This is a genomic window from Citrobacter sp. wls717 (assembly GCF_005280955.1).
Classification (GTDB): Bacteria; Pseudomonadota; Gammaproteobacteria; order Enterobacterales; family Enterobacteriaceae; genus Citrobacter; species Citrobacter werkmanii.
This window is the reverse complement of sequence record NZ_SZWW01000056.1, coordinates 24,371-41,049: the sequence shown is the minus strand read 5'-3', so window position 1 is coordinate 41,049 and position 16,679 is coordinate 24,371. Positions and strand designations below refer to the sequence as shown.

4 protein-coding genes and 1 other RNA gene are annotated in these 16,679 nt (G+C 56.3%); all 5 read right to left on the bottom strand.

Annotated elements, in window-relative coordinates; translation table 11 throughout:
• Positions 1 to 348, bottom strand: a transfer-messenger RNA (tmRNA) gene (gene ssrA / locus FDX09_RS23625); the annotation flags it as partial.
• A gap of 72 nt (positions 349 to 420) precedes the next feature.
• On the bottom strand, positions 421 to 1,584 hold the full coding sequence (locus FDX09_RS23620) for an HlyD family efflux transporter periplasmic adaptor subunit (RefSeq protein WP_087856253.1): 1,164 nt from the start codon (positions 1,582 to 1,584) through the stop codon (positions 421 to 423).
• A gap of 7 nt (positions 1,585 to 1,591) precedes the next feature.
• Complete coding sequence (locus FDX09_RS23615) at positions 1,592 to 3,778, bottom strand: type I secretion system permease/ATPase (RefSeq protein ID WP_085048914.1); 2,187 nt, start codon at positions 3,776 to 3,778, stop codon at positions 1,592 to 1,594.
• Positions 3,775 to 5,184 (bottom strand): TolC family outer membrane protein, encoded by a 1,410-nt coding sequence (locus FDX09_RS23610; protein ID WP_137347949.1) that lies wholly within the window; start codon positions 5,182 to 5,184, stop codon positions 3,775 to 3,777. The genes FDX09_RS23615 and FDX09_RS23610 overlap by 4 nt, the downstream gene beginning before the upstream one ends.
• 71 nt (positions 5,185 to 5,255) lie before the next feature.
• Positions 5,256 to 16,508, bottom strand: coding sequence for a BapA/Bap/LapF family large adhesin (locus FDX09_RS23605; RefSeq protein ID WP_137347948.1), 11,253 nt, complete (start codon positions 16,506 to 16,508; stop codon positions 5,256 to 5,258).
• Positions 16,509 to 16,679: the final 171 nt, after the last annotated feature.

The following is a 16,679-nucleotide window of genomic DNA, read 5'->3' as shown; positions in this document are numbered from 1 at the left end:
AGTTGAACCCGCGTCCGAAATTCCTACATCCTCGGTACTACATGCTTAGTTCGTCTTTACATTCGCCTGGCACCTGCGGACGGACACGCCACTACCAGACTAGCCTGATTAGTTTTAACGCTTCAACCCCAGGCAGGGCATCCACGCGATCTCTTTTGGGTTTGACCTCTCTTTGATCCCCGTCTTAAGAGCGGAAGCTAGGGAGAGAGGGCTCAGAGCAGGTTATTAAGCTGCTAAAGCGTAGTTTTCGTCGTTTGCGACTATTTTTTTGCGGCTTTTTACGAGGCCAACCGCCCCTCGGCATGCACCTTGGGTTTCGCGAATCCCGTCGAATCCAGAATCAGCCCCAATGTGTTAGAGCAAGTATAACAGACTTGTGACACGCGTGACCAGCCCCCGCAACCCCTAATCCTCAAGGATTTACCGCTCGCGTAGCGCTTCTTTAGCCCGATTAAACGGTTTGATTAAATAGTCGGCGATGGTTTTTTCACCTGTTTTTATATCCACTGTGGCAATCATGCCCGGTACGATGGAGAACTGGCGTCCCAGTTTGTTCTCCAGGTAGTCCTGATGGGTACGGATAAACACGCGGTAGTAGAAGATTTCCGGTTTCACTTTATCCTGAATAGTGTCCGGAGAGATGGTTTCAACTACGCCTTCCAGACCGCCATAAATGGCGTAGTCATAAGCGGTTATCTTGACCAGCGCTCGTTGGCCTGGGTGAATAAATGCGATATCACGCGGCGACAGACGGGTTTCAATGAGTAGATGATCGTCTATTGGCACGATTTCCATCATTTCGCCATTGGGTGGGATAACCCCGCCAATGGTGGTGACCTGGATATTTTTCACGATGCCGCGCATGGGCGCGCGCACGGTCAACCGGGTGACGGAATCCTCACGTCCTTTCAAAATGGCCGCCAGCATATCCACTTCGGCGTTGGCTTTAGACAGCGCTTCACGCGCCTGCACAAAGTATTGGGAACGCAGGTCAGTGATTTTTAATCCCAGATCGCTTTTTTGTCGTTGCAGGCGCAGCACTTCCACATGGCTGGCGGCGCCGCTTTTCTCCAGACGTTGGGTAATAGTCAGCTCTTTATTGACTGAGACCAGCGCGTCCTGCAGTTCCGCCATGGAATCAGCAAGCTGCGCGCGGCGGCTTTTATACAGACGCGTTTCGGAGGCGATGAGATCCGGCCAGGCGCGTAGTGAATCGGGAAAGGTCAGCGGCAGATCGTTAACTTCAGCATTAAGCCGCGCGCTGGAAGCCAGCGAGGCGCGATAGCGGGCGGCGCTTTCCCCAACGTTGGACTCAGAGCGGGTAGGATCGAGGCGCGCTACGATTTGATTGGCCTGCACCTTATCGCCCTCGCGTACCGTCAGCTCGGCGAGGATCCCGCCATCCAGCGACTGCAATACCTGCTCACGTGAGCTGGGGATCACTTTCCCGCTGCCGGTCGAGACTTCATCAAGTTTACCGAAATACGCCCAGATACCCAGCACGGCAAATAACAGCGTGCTGAGCAGAATAATGCGGCTGGCCCCGGAAAAATGGTGTTCGCGGCGGATATCCAGATCGTCCATGGCGGCGTCATGCGGATTGGTTTTCATTTTTCCACTCCCGACCGTGAGTAGGTACAGGTGCCCGACTTGCACTCAATGCCTGCGCTTTCGGGGCATCCATCACCAGTTGACCTTCTTTCAATACCACCACGCGCTCGACCAGCTCCAGAACCGGCACGCGATGGGTGGCGACAATCAGTGTACGGTTGCCCAGCCAGAGGTTTAGCCGCTGAATAAACTCCCGCTCGGTATGTTCATCCAGTGAAGCGCTGGGTTCGTCCAGTAGCACGATATTGGGTGAGCGCAGCAGCATTCTTGCCAGCAAAATCGACTGCCGCTGTCCACCGGACAGACCGTTGCCGCCCTCCATAATCGGATGCGCCAGCCCTTTGGCGAGTTGTTTAACGAAAGCCGCTGCGCCGCTGACCTCCAGCGCGTCGAATATCTGCGCGTCGCTGGCATGCGGCGCGCCAAGGGTCAGGTTCTCACGCAGGGTGCCGAAAAACAGCCGCGCATTCTGGCTGAGAAAACCGATGTTGCGGCGTAAATCGGCCATATCGATTTGCGCCAGGCTCAGGTTATCGAGTCGGACCTCGCCCTGAATAATCTCTACGCCGCCCGCCATGGCCTGCAGCAGCGTTGATTTCCCCGCGCCGTTACGACCGAGGAGCGCTATTCGTTCCCCGGGCATGATCTCCAGACGTGAGATACGCAGCGGCACGCGCTGATCGTCGCTGTGGTAGCGAAAGTGCGCGTTTTCAAAGAGATAATGACCGTGAAGAATTTCCTGATGTACCCGATCTTCATCGTACTGCGTTTCGGTGGGGAGCTGCATGATGCTGTCCAACCCCATCTTCGCTGCTTTGACCTGCTGCCAGCGGGCCAGCACGCCGCACAGGTTAGCCATTGGGGCAATCATTCTGGAACCGAGCATGGAGGCGGCCACCACGGCCCCGGTGGTCATCGTGCCTTCAATGACCATCGGCGCGCCGAACATAATAATGGCGGCGTAGACCAGGCTTTGTACCGACATGCCCCAACCAATCAGCCCCTGAGTCAGCTTGCGCGTGCGCAGTCCGGACTCTCCGGTAATGCGGATGTAGCTGTTCCACTGCTGTAAAAAGCGGTTTTCCGCCTGCATCAGCTTGATGTCCTCCAGCCCCTGAACGCTTTCAACCAGTACCGCGTTGCGCAGGGTTGATTCATGTGCGGCCTGGTTGGCGAGCACCGCCAGCTTCTTCTGTAACAGTAAACCAGGCAGGATCATCAGCAGGGCGGCGACGGGCGCTATCCATGCCAGCGGCGGGGCAATGCAGGCCAATACCACGATAAACAGAAAGAAAAAAGGCAGATCGACAATAGTCGACATGGTCGAGGAGGTGATCATCTCGCGAACCTGCTCCAGCTCGCGGAGTTGAGAAATAAAGCTCCCCGTAGAGCGAGGTACGGCGCTATTACGCAGCCGCAGGGCATGACTGAACACCCGATCGGAAATGCGCATATCGGCGCGTTTACCCAGCAGATCCATAATGTGGGTACGTGCTTCGCGCAGCAGAAAGCCAAACAGTACCGCCACCAGAACGCCGGTTGAGAGAACATACAGCGTCGGATACGACTGGGCCGGAATCACCCGATCGTAGACCTGCATCGAAAAGATAATCCCGGCGAGCGACAGAACGTTAATCAGAAAAGCGGCAACCATCACCGGCAGGTAAGGGCGGATATCCTGTAAAACCAGTTCGCGCATCCAGTCGGGCTTAAAGCGAGAAATATAGCGGTCTACCCGACTGTCTTTTAGCGCCGAAAGCGGACGCAGCGCGGTAATGCTTACGATCTCCGGCACAAGCTCTGCAACCGTCAGCCGGTTACGCTGCCCCTCTTCGGCGATGATAAAAACATCCAGCGCATCGTCACCGTTGAAATGTTCTAGCACCATGATTTGGCCGTCGCGCAGTTCAGCCACTACCGGTAAACGCCACTGGCTGAACGCCTGCTTTGTGGTATCCAGTGCGTGAAATGACAGGCCTGCCTGGCGCGCCAGTTGCGTCAGCGCGAGGGTGCGGTTTTTTCCTGCAAACCATGGAGCGTTGGCCTGGATTGCGCCGGGGGAGCAGGCAACGCGATAGTGGCTGGCAATATACGTCATCGCCTGCGCCCACTGGCTCAGGGCCTGTTCGCCAATGGCCTCTTCCGCATGTGAATCGACGTCGCTCATAGCTGTATCTCCACCGATTGAATGCTGCGGTTATTTAAAGCGAATGCCTGGCGTAGCGAGCCGGTGTTGTAGAGGCAGTTCAGCTGTAACTGGCGTAGCTGGTTTTGGGTCTGGAGTTCAGCAAAACGCGCCTGATACACCTCCTGCTCGGCGTTAAGCACATCGAGCAACGGGCGAGAGCCAAGATCCAGATACTGCTGTTGATACAGCTCGCGCGTTTGTTCACTCAGTCGCTGCTGGCGTCGCAGAATTTGCAGAGCGGTGGCGAGACTCATCGCCTGGCTGCGGGATTCCAGTAATTTCTGCCGTACCTCAAGCCGGGTTCGTTGAATGGAATACTGGGCTGACTCAACCGCATGACTGGCGGCGTTGCGTCTGGCGGTAAGTCCGCCTCCCTGATACAGCGGCATTTCAACTTTTACCCATGCGGAGTACTGGGTTTTGTCGAGCACCTCATGGCTGGGATATTTGTCGTTGAGATAGTGCTGAACCGACGGCTCCAGAGAGATAGTCGGCGTCATTTGCGCGTTGGCGTAGTCGAGATTGGCCTGCGCCACATTCGCCTGCGCCCACGCCGCGAGCACGGCAGGAACCAGCTTATCGTCGGGTTTAACGACATCACAACTGCTGTCCAGTTTGCCGGGAAATTCATTGCTGATGCCGTTGAGCGAGTTCCAGCCGAGAAAACTCATCAGCGTTGCCTTGCTGCTGTCGAGATTGGCCTGATACTGCGCCAGTTGCGAACGTGCGGACTCTATGCGCGCATCGGTTTGCACCACGTCTGATAGTGAGGTTGCGCCTTCATCATTGCGTTGCCGGGTCAATCGGCCAATGTCGTTCAGAGCGGAGAGTTGCTCCTCGGCGGCGTCCACCATTTGCTGCCACGTCTGCACCTGGACTATCGCGTTGGCGGTCGCGTGGGCGATGGTATCAATACTGAGTAACACATTAGCCTGTTGTTGCGCGGATCCTGCGGTTTCAGCGCGGACCTGGCTGGCAACTTTGCCGAAGTCATACAGCATTTGCGACACCGAAATAACCAGGGCCGGGCTAAAACCGTGGTCGGTGTAAGTATTGCTGTAGCCGTTGTTCATTCCGGCAGTTACCTGCGGGTAATATTTCGATTTCGCTACGTCTATCTGCTCATTCTGTGAGAGCAGTTTGCCGATAGATTCACGAATGGAAGGGTGCCAACTCACGGCACGATTCACAGCATCGTTCAGCGTCAGAGTACCGGGGGCGGCAGGGCTTAGCGGCAGATCGGCGACGGAGCCGTCAAGGCTTGGAAGCATCTGGCTGTTTGCCAACCCTTCCGGCGTAATAACTTGCGGCTCATCTTCGGCATTCACCCGCATGGAACACAGTGTTAATGCCAGCAGTAATGCCACGGGCATGACTTTTCCCATATCTCATCCCTTTCAAAATACAACCGTTACGGCAGTTGCTCCGGGCGTCATGGCGCCCGGAGCTTTATGGATTAACCACCCGTGATGAGATGGTTGTTCTGTAGCAGTTCATTCAGCGTGGTGTTGACGTTCTCCAGGGTGATGAGGTTGGTGGATTGATAAGTTCCCCCCGTGCCGTCGCGGTCGATGGCAATCACGGTGTTGGATCCGTTGGTGGTGACCTGTACGTAGTTCCCAAGCGTAGAAGCCTGATGGTTCCATCCGCTCAGCAGTTCGTGGATATCGATCTTGTCGCCCTGGGCCATCGAGAAGTTGGTCCAACTGTCGCTGTTGTTCCCTCCGGTTGCGTTGTTGGCATTAAGCAGGTGATAAATCAGCGTATCGCCGTATGCGCTGCCGGTCAGACGATCGGCATCCACGGTGCTCACGACCTGCGGATTCATGTCGATGGTCAGCGTGGCAGTATCGGTATGGCCTTGCTGGTCGTTGAGGGTGTAGTTGAACGTCTCTTTGGTCGTGATGGAGGCCAGTGATACATCGCTGTTGAGGGCATAGGTGTAATGGCCGTCTATGCCGATGGTCAGTTTGCCGTACAGACCGTTAATGATGGCGCTGGTCGTGTTGCCAAGCGGATCCAATGTGGCAGTGCTACCGCCAGTGCCGTTCACCGTCAGCAGGGTATGCACGCTGGCAATATGGTCTCCGTCATAGATATTGCCCGTGACGCTGTTTGCGGCGGAGGTCTCGAAGTTTTGCAGATCGATTATCGTGCCTTTTACGCTTGGGGTGATGGTGATATTCCCCAAGCCCAGGGCCCCGACGCTGCCGGTGTAGTCGAGGCGGTAGTTACCGCTATGCAGTACGATCCCGCTCAGGGCAATATCAATATTGCCGCCAACCAGCAATCCGCCGTTGAACGAGCCGTTAGTCACCTTGACGTTATTACTGTCGTACAGTGTCCAGGTGACGGTTAGTCCGCCCAGCGTCAGACCTGAAGCGACGTTAAAATGCAGGATGGCGTTTTGCACCGCCGTTCCCGCTGCAACCTCAATAGTTCCTGTGCCATTTTGTGACGTTGCTGACAAGAGTTGGGCGTTCCAACTGGCGTTACCGACGCTATTATCGGTGAACGACCGGGATGTATCCGCCTGCGTGGTGACCGCCATCAGGGGGCTGATGTCATTGACGGCATCCAGTGCCTGCGGGGTTGCCGTAATGTTCAGTGACGCGCTGCCGGTGTCGCCGTTTGGCGCCCGGACCTTATACACGAAGCTGTCAGGGGTGTTGATGCCGTCCGCGCCCAGCCCGCTTTTTAACGTGTAGGTGTAGTTCCCCTTCGCATCAATAGTCAGCGTGCCGTACTGCCCGTTTATGGTTGTGATGCCCGTCCCGTTAATGGCGACTCCGTTCACCTCGGTAATAACGGTATTGGCCGGAGCCGAGTCATTGACCAACAGATTTCCGTTGGTCGACGCGCTCAGGCTGTCTACGGCGTAGGTATGATCCGCCTTAATGTCCAGTGTATAAGTGGTTGCCAGAGCCAGACCGCCGGAAGCGTTAAGCAGGAACAGATAGTCTCCGCCAGGCAGCGTGATGGTGTATTCCGTAGAGCCGCCGGCTAACACCGCGGTGACCCAATTGGGCTTCACACGGAACTGTTCATATTGTTGAATAGACTCATTGAAGCGATAAATGTAGAGATCAAAACCGCCCACCGTCACGCCGAGAACATTCGCCTGCACGGTCAGCGTGCGGGTTGCGCCATCATCCACGTTGAATTTGATAGGGTTGGTCAGGCCGTTAACCAGACTGACGTCCAGCACATTACCCAGTCCAACGTTAACGAGCGTGAAGCCGGTTTGTTTTGACGTTCCATTATCGATCGCAATGACCTGTGTCCCGTAAGTCAGCGCGGCAATATCATCTGCTGCTGTGACTGTACTGGTTGCTGGGGGCTGGCCCAGCGTTACCACCAGTTTTGCCGATGAGCTATCTGCGCCATGCGTCAGCGTATAGGTGAAACTTTCGGAGCGTCCATACACTGAAATTGACGTATTGGTCAGGGTGTAGGTATAGCTACCGTTCTGATTAATATGCAGGATGCCGTATTTCCCCTGCACATCAATACCGCCCGCCGGGACGCTCACGATGTTGCCGTTACCGTCGGTTACGGAGGTGACCAGCGTGCCAGACGGCGCGTTATCCTGCCCGTTGGTGGGATCGATATCCGTGATGATGTTGCCAGATTCCGTCGTACCGCCGATGATGGTCCCGGCGCTGCTTTTCGCCACCGCGACATCAAGGCTGGTGTAAGAGCCCGTTGCCAGCAGGTTGGTGTTATAGCTTACGACACGGTAATCACCCCCCGTCAGTCCGCTGTAATTAAGCGTTACGCCAGAAGCGCCTAAGGTGAGAAGGCTGGCAAAGTTGGGTAGGCCGGTATCCACTACCGTCACCCAGGCATTCAGCGAGCTGTCAAAGCGCTGGATCACGATCTCCAGCGTGTTTAGCAGTGACAGGACCACGCCGGTCGCGGCTGCATTGATCGTAATGGATCCGCTGCCGCCAGAGACGATATTAAAATTGACGGTTGCCGTATCGTCCCCCAGCACGTTCGCCACATTACCCAGCGCGTTGACCAACAGGAAACCATAATCGCTTTTATGCTCGGTGCTGACGGTCACATCAGTCTGTAGCGGCAGACGGGTAATGTTGTCTTCGGCCAGCAACGGCAATACCGGGGCGATAACGCTTGTAGGCGATGATGTATTACCCGCTGCATCGGTCGCCGTGGCGGACAGCGATTGACCTTCAATCTGGCGAACCGGCAAGTTGACGCTATAGACACCGCTGCTGTTGGCGATGGCCGTCACGCTGGTGCCGCCGGGTAGAGAGATCGTGACCGTGCTTCCCGCTTCGGCGACGCCGCTTACGGTTCCGCCATCGGCGCTGATCAGTATTGTTGGCGCGGATGGCGGGGTGGTATCCACAATCACGCTGAACGAACCGGACAATCCGCTGGTGCCGTTGGCATTTGTTGCCGTGGCGGTAAACGCGTGGTTACCTTCGCTGAGCGCGCCGGTTGGGGTAAAGCTCCAGAGTCCATTGCCATCTGCGGTCGTGGCGCCCATGAACACCCCGTTGTTATACAGTCGGACCACGGCGCTAGCCTGCGCCGTTCCGCTGAGCATTGGCAGGGTGTCATTGGTGGTTTTGCCCGCCGTGACCAGACCAGTGACCGAGCCGACGTCATCGAACACGCTGGCAATAACGGGCGCAGGCGGTACACCGGTAAAGGGTGCCAGAACGTTGCCTGCTGTACCGATGTTGCCCGCGGCATCCTGTGCGCTAACCAACAGCGTTTGCCCACTGATTTGCGGTGGGTTCAGCGTGAAGGTGAAGTTACCGGAGGCGTTCGCGGTTGCCGTACCGAGCACCGTTCCGCCGTTAGAGGTAATGATGACCGTGCTGTTGGGCTCGGCAACGCCTGTGAGCGTCGTGCCGTTGGCGTTTACTGAAAGTCCGCCAGGAATGCCTGGCGCGACGGTATCGACCACTATCGCTGCGGGAGCCGATGTGCCGCTGGTGTTACCTGCACTGTCCGTTGCGGTGATGGTAAAGGAGTGGGGACCTTGTGCCAGCTCGGTGGGCGGGGTGTAACTCCAGTTGCCGCTGCCGTCCGCCGTCACGCTGACGACGAAGATGCCGTTATCATAAATATCGATCCGCGCATTGGCTTCGGTGGTGCCGGTTAACGTTGGGCGTGCGTCATTGGTTGGCTGATTATTGCCAATCGCGCCGGTGTTTGGTCCGACATCATCAATAATGCTGCTGATTGCAGGCAGCGTCGGGGCGGTAGTATCCACCACGACGCTAAAACCGGCCGTCGCGCCGCTGGTATTGCCCGCCGCGTCGGTGGCGGTGACGGTAAAGGTGTGCGATCCACTCGCCAACGGCGTGGTTGGGGTAAACGACCAACTGTTATTGCTCTGCACCAGTGCCGTTCCCAGCAGGGTGCTCCCGTCATAGATACTGACGGTGCTGCCTGCTTCAGCGGTGCCGTTCAGCGTTGGGCGCGCATCGTTAGTGAGTTGCCCGTTGCTGAGCGCCGCATTGAACACGCCGCCTGCGACGTCATCGACCACCGAGACCAGTATCGGGGTAGTTGGCGCAAGCGTGTCGACATTAATAGTAAATCCACTCGACGCCGGGCTGACGTTGCCGGCGGCGTCGGTGGCAATGGCGGTAAACACATGCTGACCGTTGCCCAGCGTGGCGGGCAGATATTCCCAGGTGCCGTCTATCGCCGCAGTCACCGTCGCCAGCAGCGTGCCATTATCGTAGATGGCCACTCGGGCGCCCGCTTCCGCCGAGCCGTTGAGTAACGGACGGGTGTCGTTAGTAAAGGCTCCGTTCGACAGCGTTCCGGTACCCGGCAGCACGTCATCAAAAGCCTGAATAATGGTTGGCGCCAGGGGAGCGACGGTATCAACAACGATGTTAAATCCAGCGGACGCTGGGCTGACGTTTCCGGCAGCGTCCGTCGCGGTTGCTGTCAGCGCGTGGTTGCCATTGCCCAGAGCTGGCGGCGTGAAGCTCCAGGCGCCCGTCCCATCCGCTGTGGTTGAACCGATAAACGTTCCGTTATCGTAAATTTTGACCGTCGAATTGGCTTCAGCTGTGCCGTTGAGTGTGGGTTGTGTATCGTTTGTGGCCTGGCCGTTATTCAGATTACCGGTTGCCGGACCGACATCATCCGCAACCTGAGTAATGACCGGCGTCCCCGGCAACACCGTGTCGATGATAAGTGCGAAGCCATTGGATGGAGGGCTGGTATTACCCGCACTGTCTGTAGCGGTGACGGTCAGCGTATGTGGCCCGTTACTGAGTGCAGCCGTTGGGGTTAAGCTCCAGGTACCGTTCGCGCCAACGGTCGTAGTGCCGATGGGCAGACCGTCGCTCAGGACAGTAATCGTCGCGCCAATTTCACCGGTGCCACTCAGGGCGGGACGGGATTCATTCGTGGTCTGGCCGTTTGTTATTGGGCCTGTTGTCGGGGCGGTGTTGTCCTGCACCGTGCTGATGACCGGTATTGACGGGGCAATAGAGTCCAGTTCAATCGTAAACGATGATGATACTCCGCCCGTATTTCCTGCCCGATCGGTGGCAACGGCGGTGAAAATATGCTGACCCTGGCCCAGGGGCGTTTCTGGCGTAAAGCTCCAGTTGCCCGACGCATCCACCTGAGTTGTCCCTAAGTCGCTACCATTATCACGGATCGTGATGATGGCGCCGATCTCACCTTTACCGTTCAGCGTTGGCAACGCATCGTTGGTCAACTGTCCGTTAGTTAGCGCCGTATTACCGGGTTGATCGTCAATCACCGAGGTGATGACTGGCGCAGCAGGGGGAAGCGTGTCGACGACGACCACAAACGGTGGCGTGGCCGGGCTGGTGTTGCCCGCGCCATCCGTGACGGAGGCGGTCAGTGAGTGGCTGCCTTCACCGAGAGCAGGCGCAGGCGTAAAGCTCCAGTTGCCGTTTTCATCGCTGGTGGTTGTGCCAATCACTGCGCCATTATCGCGGATGGTCACAACCGAATCCGCTTCAGTGGTGCCCGCGAGCGTTGGGGTATTATCGTTGGTCAACTGTCCGGAGGTCAGGGTCTGAGTTGTACCAACGTTGTCTGTGACCGTCACAATGGAGGGTGCATCCGGCGCCAGGGTATCGACAATGATCCGGAAGTCACTGGACGGATCTCCCTGGTTGCCTGCGGCATCTGTTGCGCGAGCGGTGAAGAGATGGTCGCCTTCTCCCAGAGGATCGGTCGGGGTAAAGCTCCAGAAACCGTTGCTGTTTACCGTGGTTGTGGCATAAGCAACGCCTTTATCGTAAAGCGTGATGGTTGCGCCTGCTTCGCCGGTTCCGTTGAATGTTGGGCGTGAATCGTTGGTGATTTGCCCTTTATCCAACGATCCGGTGCCAGGGGCAACATCGTCAATGATGCTGGTGATAGTTGGCACCTGCGGAGCGGTGGTGTCGATGGTGATGGCGTAGTTGGGCGATAAACCGCTGGTGGTGCCGCCTACAGTTTGTGACACCGTAAAGTTATAGGTTGTGCCGTTAGTCAACGCAGTGGGTAACTGATAACTCCATGCACCAGAAACGGTGTCGGCTATCACCGGGGGGGATTGCAAAACACCATCTATATAAATATTAACAGTCGCCCCTGCGGTAGCTGTTCCTTGCAGCAGCGGTAAGGTGTCGTTAGTGGTTTTACCGTTGCCAATCACCCCCATGATGGGCGCGATGTCATCGACAATCTCAAGAGTCGGGGGATGTGGCACGTTGGAGATGGTGGCGTTAAACGGCGCAGGATCGCTCGGATTGCCTGCAGGATCCTGGGCAATAGCGGTGAGCGCCTGACCCGTTGTTTGTGCCGGTGAAATCGTGACAGTAAAGTTCCCTAAACCGTCAGCCACTCCCTGACCAAGAACGGTGTTGCCGCTACGGATAATTACCGTGCTGCCAATTTCTGCTGTGCCGCTTACTTTCGTCCCATCAGGATCTACGCTGGTAACAACTGGAATGGCAGGAGGCTGCGTATCGACAATCAACGTTAGCGGATTATCTGCCGCCAGTACGTTACCTGCCCCATCCTGGGCACCAAAGGTCAATGTGTGAGTAGCGTTGGGCGTAAGAGGAACTTCGACACTCCAACTGCCGTTCGCGGCAACGATAGCCGTCGCAATGGCGATGGGATTGTTGCCATCGTAAATTAACACCGTACTGCCCGGCGTGCCGGTCCCGCTAATGGTTGGCATTGTATCGTCCGTCACGCTGCCGCTGGTTAGCGAACCAGTAAAGACGCCGACGTTATCCTGAATATCCGTGACCAGCGGTAGGGTCAGCTTCGTGTTGTTAACCGTAAACGAAATGCTGTTTGAGCTGTCGCTGATGTTACCGGCCGGATCGGTTGCGGTGGCGATCAGCGTGTAGCTCCCGTTGGTCAGTGCCGTCCCGGGCGTAATACTCCAGGTTCCGCCTGCCACCGTTGCTGTGCCGAGCACCGTACCGCCGTTATACAGCGTAATGATATCCCCGTCGGTGCCAGTACCTCGAATGGTTGGCGTGGTGTCATCGGTCACGCCGTTAGCCGCAACATCGCCCTGGACGTCGCCGACATTATCGTTAGCGGCGATAATCACCGGCGGCGCTGAAGGTGTCGTATCAATCCCCAGGGCAACAGCATCCGAACGTGGACTGACGTTACCAGCAGGATCGGTTGCAGTGAGGGTGACCTGATAATTGTCCGGATTAATGGGGCTGGTGGGCGTAAAGCTCCAGGAGCCATCTGCGCCAACGGTCGCAGTACCCAGCGGTGAAGTGTTGCCATCAAGGTAGATAGAAATAAGATCGCCAGGGTTGCCCGTGCCGCTAAAGGTTGGCGTGGTATCGTTAGTGATGCCGTTAGTGATGATGCCGGTTATCGGGTTGACGTCATCCGTTATGGTTGGCGGCTCTGGTTTTGCTGGCGGCAGGTTATCTACCGTCAGCGTAAAGCCTGCTGACGGGATCCCCGTGTTGCCAGCCACATCGGTCGCCGTCGCCGTAAATTTGTGCGGACCGTCCGGCAGTGGACCTGTCGGCGTATATGTCCAGCTTCCATTTGGCTGAACGGTGGTGGTACCAAGAAAAGCGTTGTTATCGTAAAGGGTAATCGTCGCGCCTGGCTCGCCGGTTCCGGACAGTTCGGGGGTCGTGCTCTTGGTACTGCCACCGTTGCTCAACGTTTGAAGGCTTGTGCCAATCAGACCTTCTGCTGAGCTGATAACCGGGGCTGGCGGTGGGGTGGTATCAATGGTCAGCGTGAAATTACCTGGGTTACTGGCGTTGCCTGCAACGTCTGTCGCAATTGCTGACAAGCTATGTGGACCTTCACTGAGCGGCTGGCTGAGTTGAATACTCCAGGTGCCATCAAGTAATACCGTTGTGCTACCAATCGACGTGGCGCCATCATAGAGGGTGATGGTAGAACCGGCTGTCCCGGTCCCTTTCAGCAGCGGCAAAGTATCGTTTGAGCGGCTACCGGTGGACAGATCAATCGGCGCATTCCCGACGTCGTCGGTGGCAGTCAAAATGACAGGATTGCCTGGCGGTTGGGTATCTACGGTAACGCTGACCACGGTGGAGGAGGTGACGAGGTTACCAGCGGCATCTGTAGCAGAGACTGTAAACTGGTGGATGCGGTCGCTGAGCGCCTGATTTGCCGGAACGGTATAACTCCAGGTTCCCGTGCTATCGACAAGCATGACTGTCATCAGGAAACTGCCATCGTACAGGCTCACCAAAGAACCGGGTTCACCGGTGCCTGATATGGTTGGCGTATTATCGTTGGTGACCCAACCGTTGTTCGCGACGCTACCTGTGATGCTGCCGACATCATCGTTAATCAGCGTAATCACGGGGACGGTTGGAGCGAGACTATCGACAATTATTTTCCAGCTTGCGGCGCTACTGGTATTGCTGGCGGCATCGGTTGCCGTCACCGTAAATATGTGCGCGCCCTGGGTCAACGCTGTTGTGGGCGTGTAGTTCCAGTTACCGTTGAGATCAGCGTTGACGGTCGTTAACAGTTCGCCGTTATCGTAAATTTTAACCTGAGCTCCGGCCTCGGCAGTGCCTTCGAGTTTAGGTTTATCGTCGTTAGTTAAGCCGTTGTTACTGATGGGGCCGATGACATCCGCAACATCATCCGTCACGGCAATGATAATCGGCTGGTTTGGTGCGGTGATATCCGGTGCCAGCGCCGAGGTTGGCAGACTTTCGTTATTATTGCTGTCAGTTGCGGTGACTTTTACCGTTTCGCCGTTCATTTGCGACGGTGTAATCGACACGGTGAAGTTGCCACCGTTGTCAGCCTGACCAACACCAATCTGATTGCCGTTGCTGTCTTTGACAGTGACGGTGCTTCCCGCTTCGGCATGTCCGCTTACAGAACCGCCGTCCCCAGCGACGATGACGCCGGTTGGCGCATCAGGTGCTGTGGTATCTGGTGCGGTAATCGGAGTGTTACCGCTGGTATTGCCTGCTGCATCCGTTGCATTCGCGTTAAGGCGTTCACCGTTAGTCTGCGGCGGAACCAGCGTGGCGGTGAAATCTCCGCTCGGGCCAGCAGTTGCTGTTCCAATGATCGCGCCATCTGGATCCAGAATATGTACCGTACTGTTGGGTTCTGCGGTGCCGGTAACCTGATCGCCCGTAGGATTAACCATCAGGTTAGCGGGCGGCTGCGGGGCCGTGATATCTGGCGCGAGCGTGGTTTCTGGCTGGCTTGGGTTACCTGCCGGATCGGTCGCGATGGCGGTAATCGTTTCGCCATTGGTCTGTGGCGGGGTGATGGGGATGGTAAATGATCCATCTTCTCCGGCGACGCCGCTGCCGATCGGAGTGTTATTACTGTCGGTGATAACGACAATATTGCTCGGTTCGGCCGTCCCGGTGACAACGCTGCCGTCTGCGGAGACGCTGAGCTCGTCTGGTGGCGACGGCGGCTGTATGTCGATACTAATATTAAATGTTGGCGACATACCGCCTGTCCCTAGCTGGTTTGTTGCCGTGGCGCTGAAAGCGTGCGGCCCTTCCGGCAACGGCGTGGCGGATGTCCAGCTCCAGTTGCCATTGGAGTCGGCAACCACGCTTTCGATAATCGTACCATTGTTATAAATGTTAACGGTGCTGTTAGCGTCCGCAGTGCCAGAGAGCGTTGGGGTTTGATCGTTGGTGGCCTGATTGTTGCTCAATAACCCGATTGACGGTGCGGCATCATCCATAACGCTGACGATAACGGGTACGCCCGGATAGCCGGAATTTGTGGCATAAAATGGGGTATCTGGCCCGATGTTGCCCGCCTTATCCTGAATCTTCGCGAGCAACGCTTCGCCGTGCGTCTGTGAGGGGGAAATCGCGATGACGAAATTGCCGGTTTGATCGACCGTTATTGCACCTAAAACCTGGCTATTACTACCAATGATAGTGACCAGACTTCCTGCTTCCGCTCTACCCGTTACCGTGGTGCCTTCGAGGTTTACGGCGGAAATCACCGCGCCTGCAGGCGCGGTCGTATCAACGGTAAATGTCGGCAGGCTCGTTTCCGCGCTCACGTTACCTGCGGCGTCAGTTTGCGTCAGCGTCAGATTGTGAACGCCGTCGCTGAGTGGCGTATCAGGCGTAAAGGTCCAGTTACCATTGTCATCTACTGGCTCCATACCAATCAGGATGCCATTGTCATAGATGCTGATGGTACTCCCTGCTTCGCCAGTACCAGTGAGAGTTGGCGTGGCATCGTCGGTTTGGCCGTCATTGGCGATAAGACCGGTAATGGAACCGACATTGTCGATTTCCTGAGTAACCACGGGGGTATCAGGGGCAAGCGTATCGACAATAATCACCCAACTGTCTGACATCCCACTACTACCCGCATTATTTGACGCGCTGACGGTAAACTGGTGAGTGCCGTCTGCAAGAGGGGATGAGGGGGTAAACGACCAGTGGCCGTTGGCATCGATAGTAACCTGGCCTATTTCGACGCCGTTATCAAAAATATGTAATGTGGCATTTGCCGGGCCGGTACCCTGGAGTTCAGGCGTATTATCGTTGGTGGACTCCTGTTGATTGACAAGGCCGGTAATAAGCTCCTGGTCGTCAATTACGCTGGTGATGACGGGCATGTCTGGCATATTGGGGGTTGTTGTTGGCGGCGCGCCGTTATCGCCATCGCCACTACCACTGCCGCCGTTACCATTGCCGTTTCCGGCATTATCGTTGCCGCCGCTACCATTACCGTTTCCGGCATTATTATCGCTCCCGCCGCTGCCACCGCCACCGCCGCCGCCACCACCGCCACCACCGCCACCTCCTGCAGCGAGGCCAATTCCGCCAGCGACCGCAACCCCGCCAAGGACCCAGGGCCAGATTGCGCCTCCGTCATGACTGCCTTCGGCCGTCATCAGCGGCGTGAGATCGTCCAGGTGCTGAAAATGGAAAGCACCATCCGTATCCTGAACCCACCATAGCGCGCCATTGCTGTCTTCCAGAACGAGCTGGTTTTGCGCATCACCTTTTCCGACGTAAAAATTTTTAATGGTGATGGTTTCACCTGAACGGAGTGTGACAACCAGATCCTGATTAACACGAGTCAACTGGCTGACCTCCTCACGTGAAACGGACAGTTTCACAATAGAAGGTGAGTTGAGTGTAATTTCAGAGGCTTCAACATTGGTAGAAACACCAGTCAACTTCGATACAACGGCGAGTAGACGCATATGTTCACTCCTGATGGCAGGTCGGGAGTATTAATCCGCAACGGCGTGCCGGGAAAATGAGCAGACAGGTGCCTCGTTCATCATAATGATGAACTTACACATGTAATTTCATGGATAAGATTTACTGGTATCAGTTTCTGAAAAAAATTAAGTCGTAGTCTGAGCACCAAA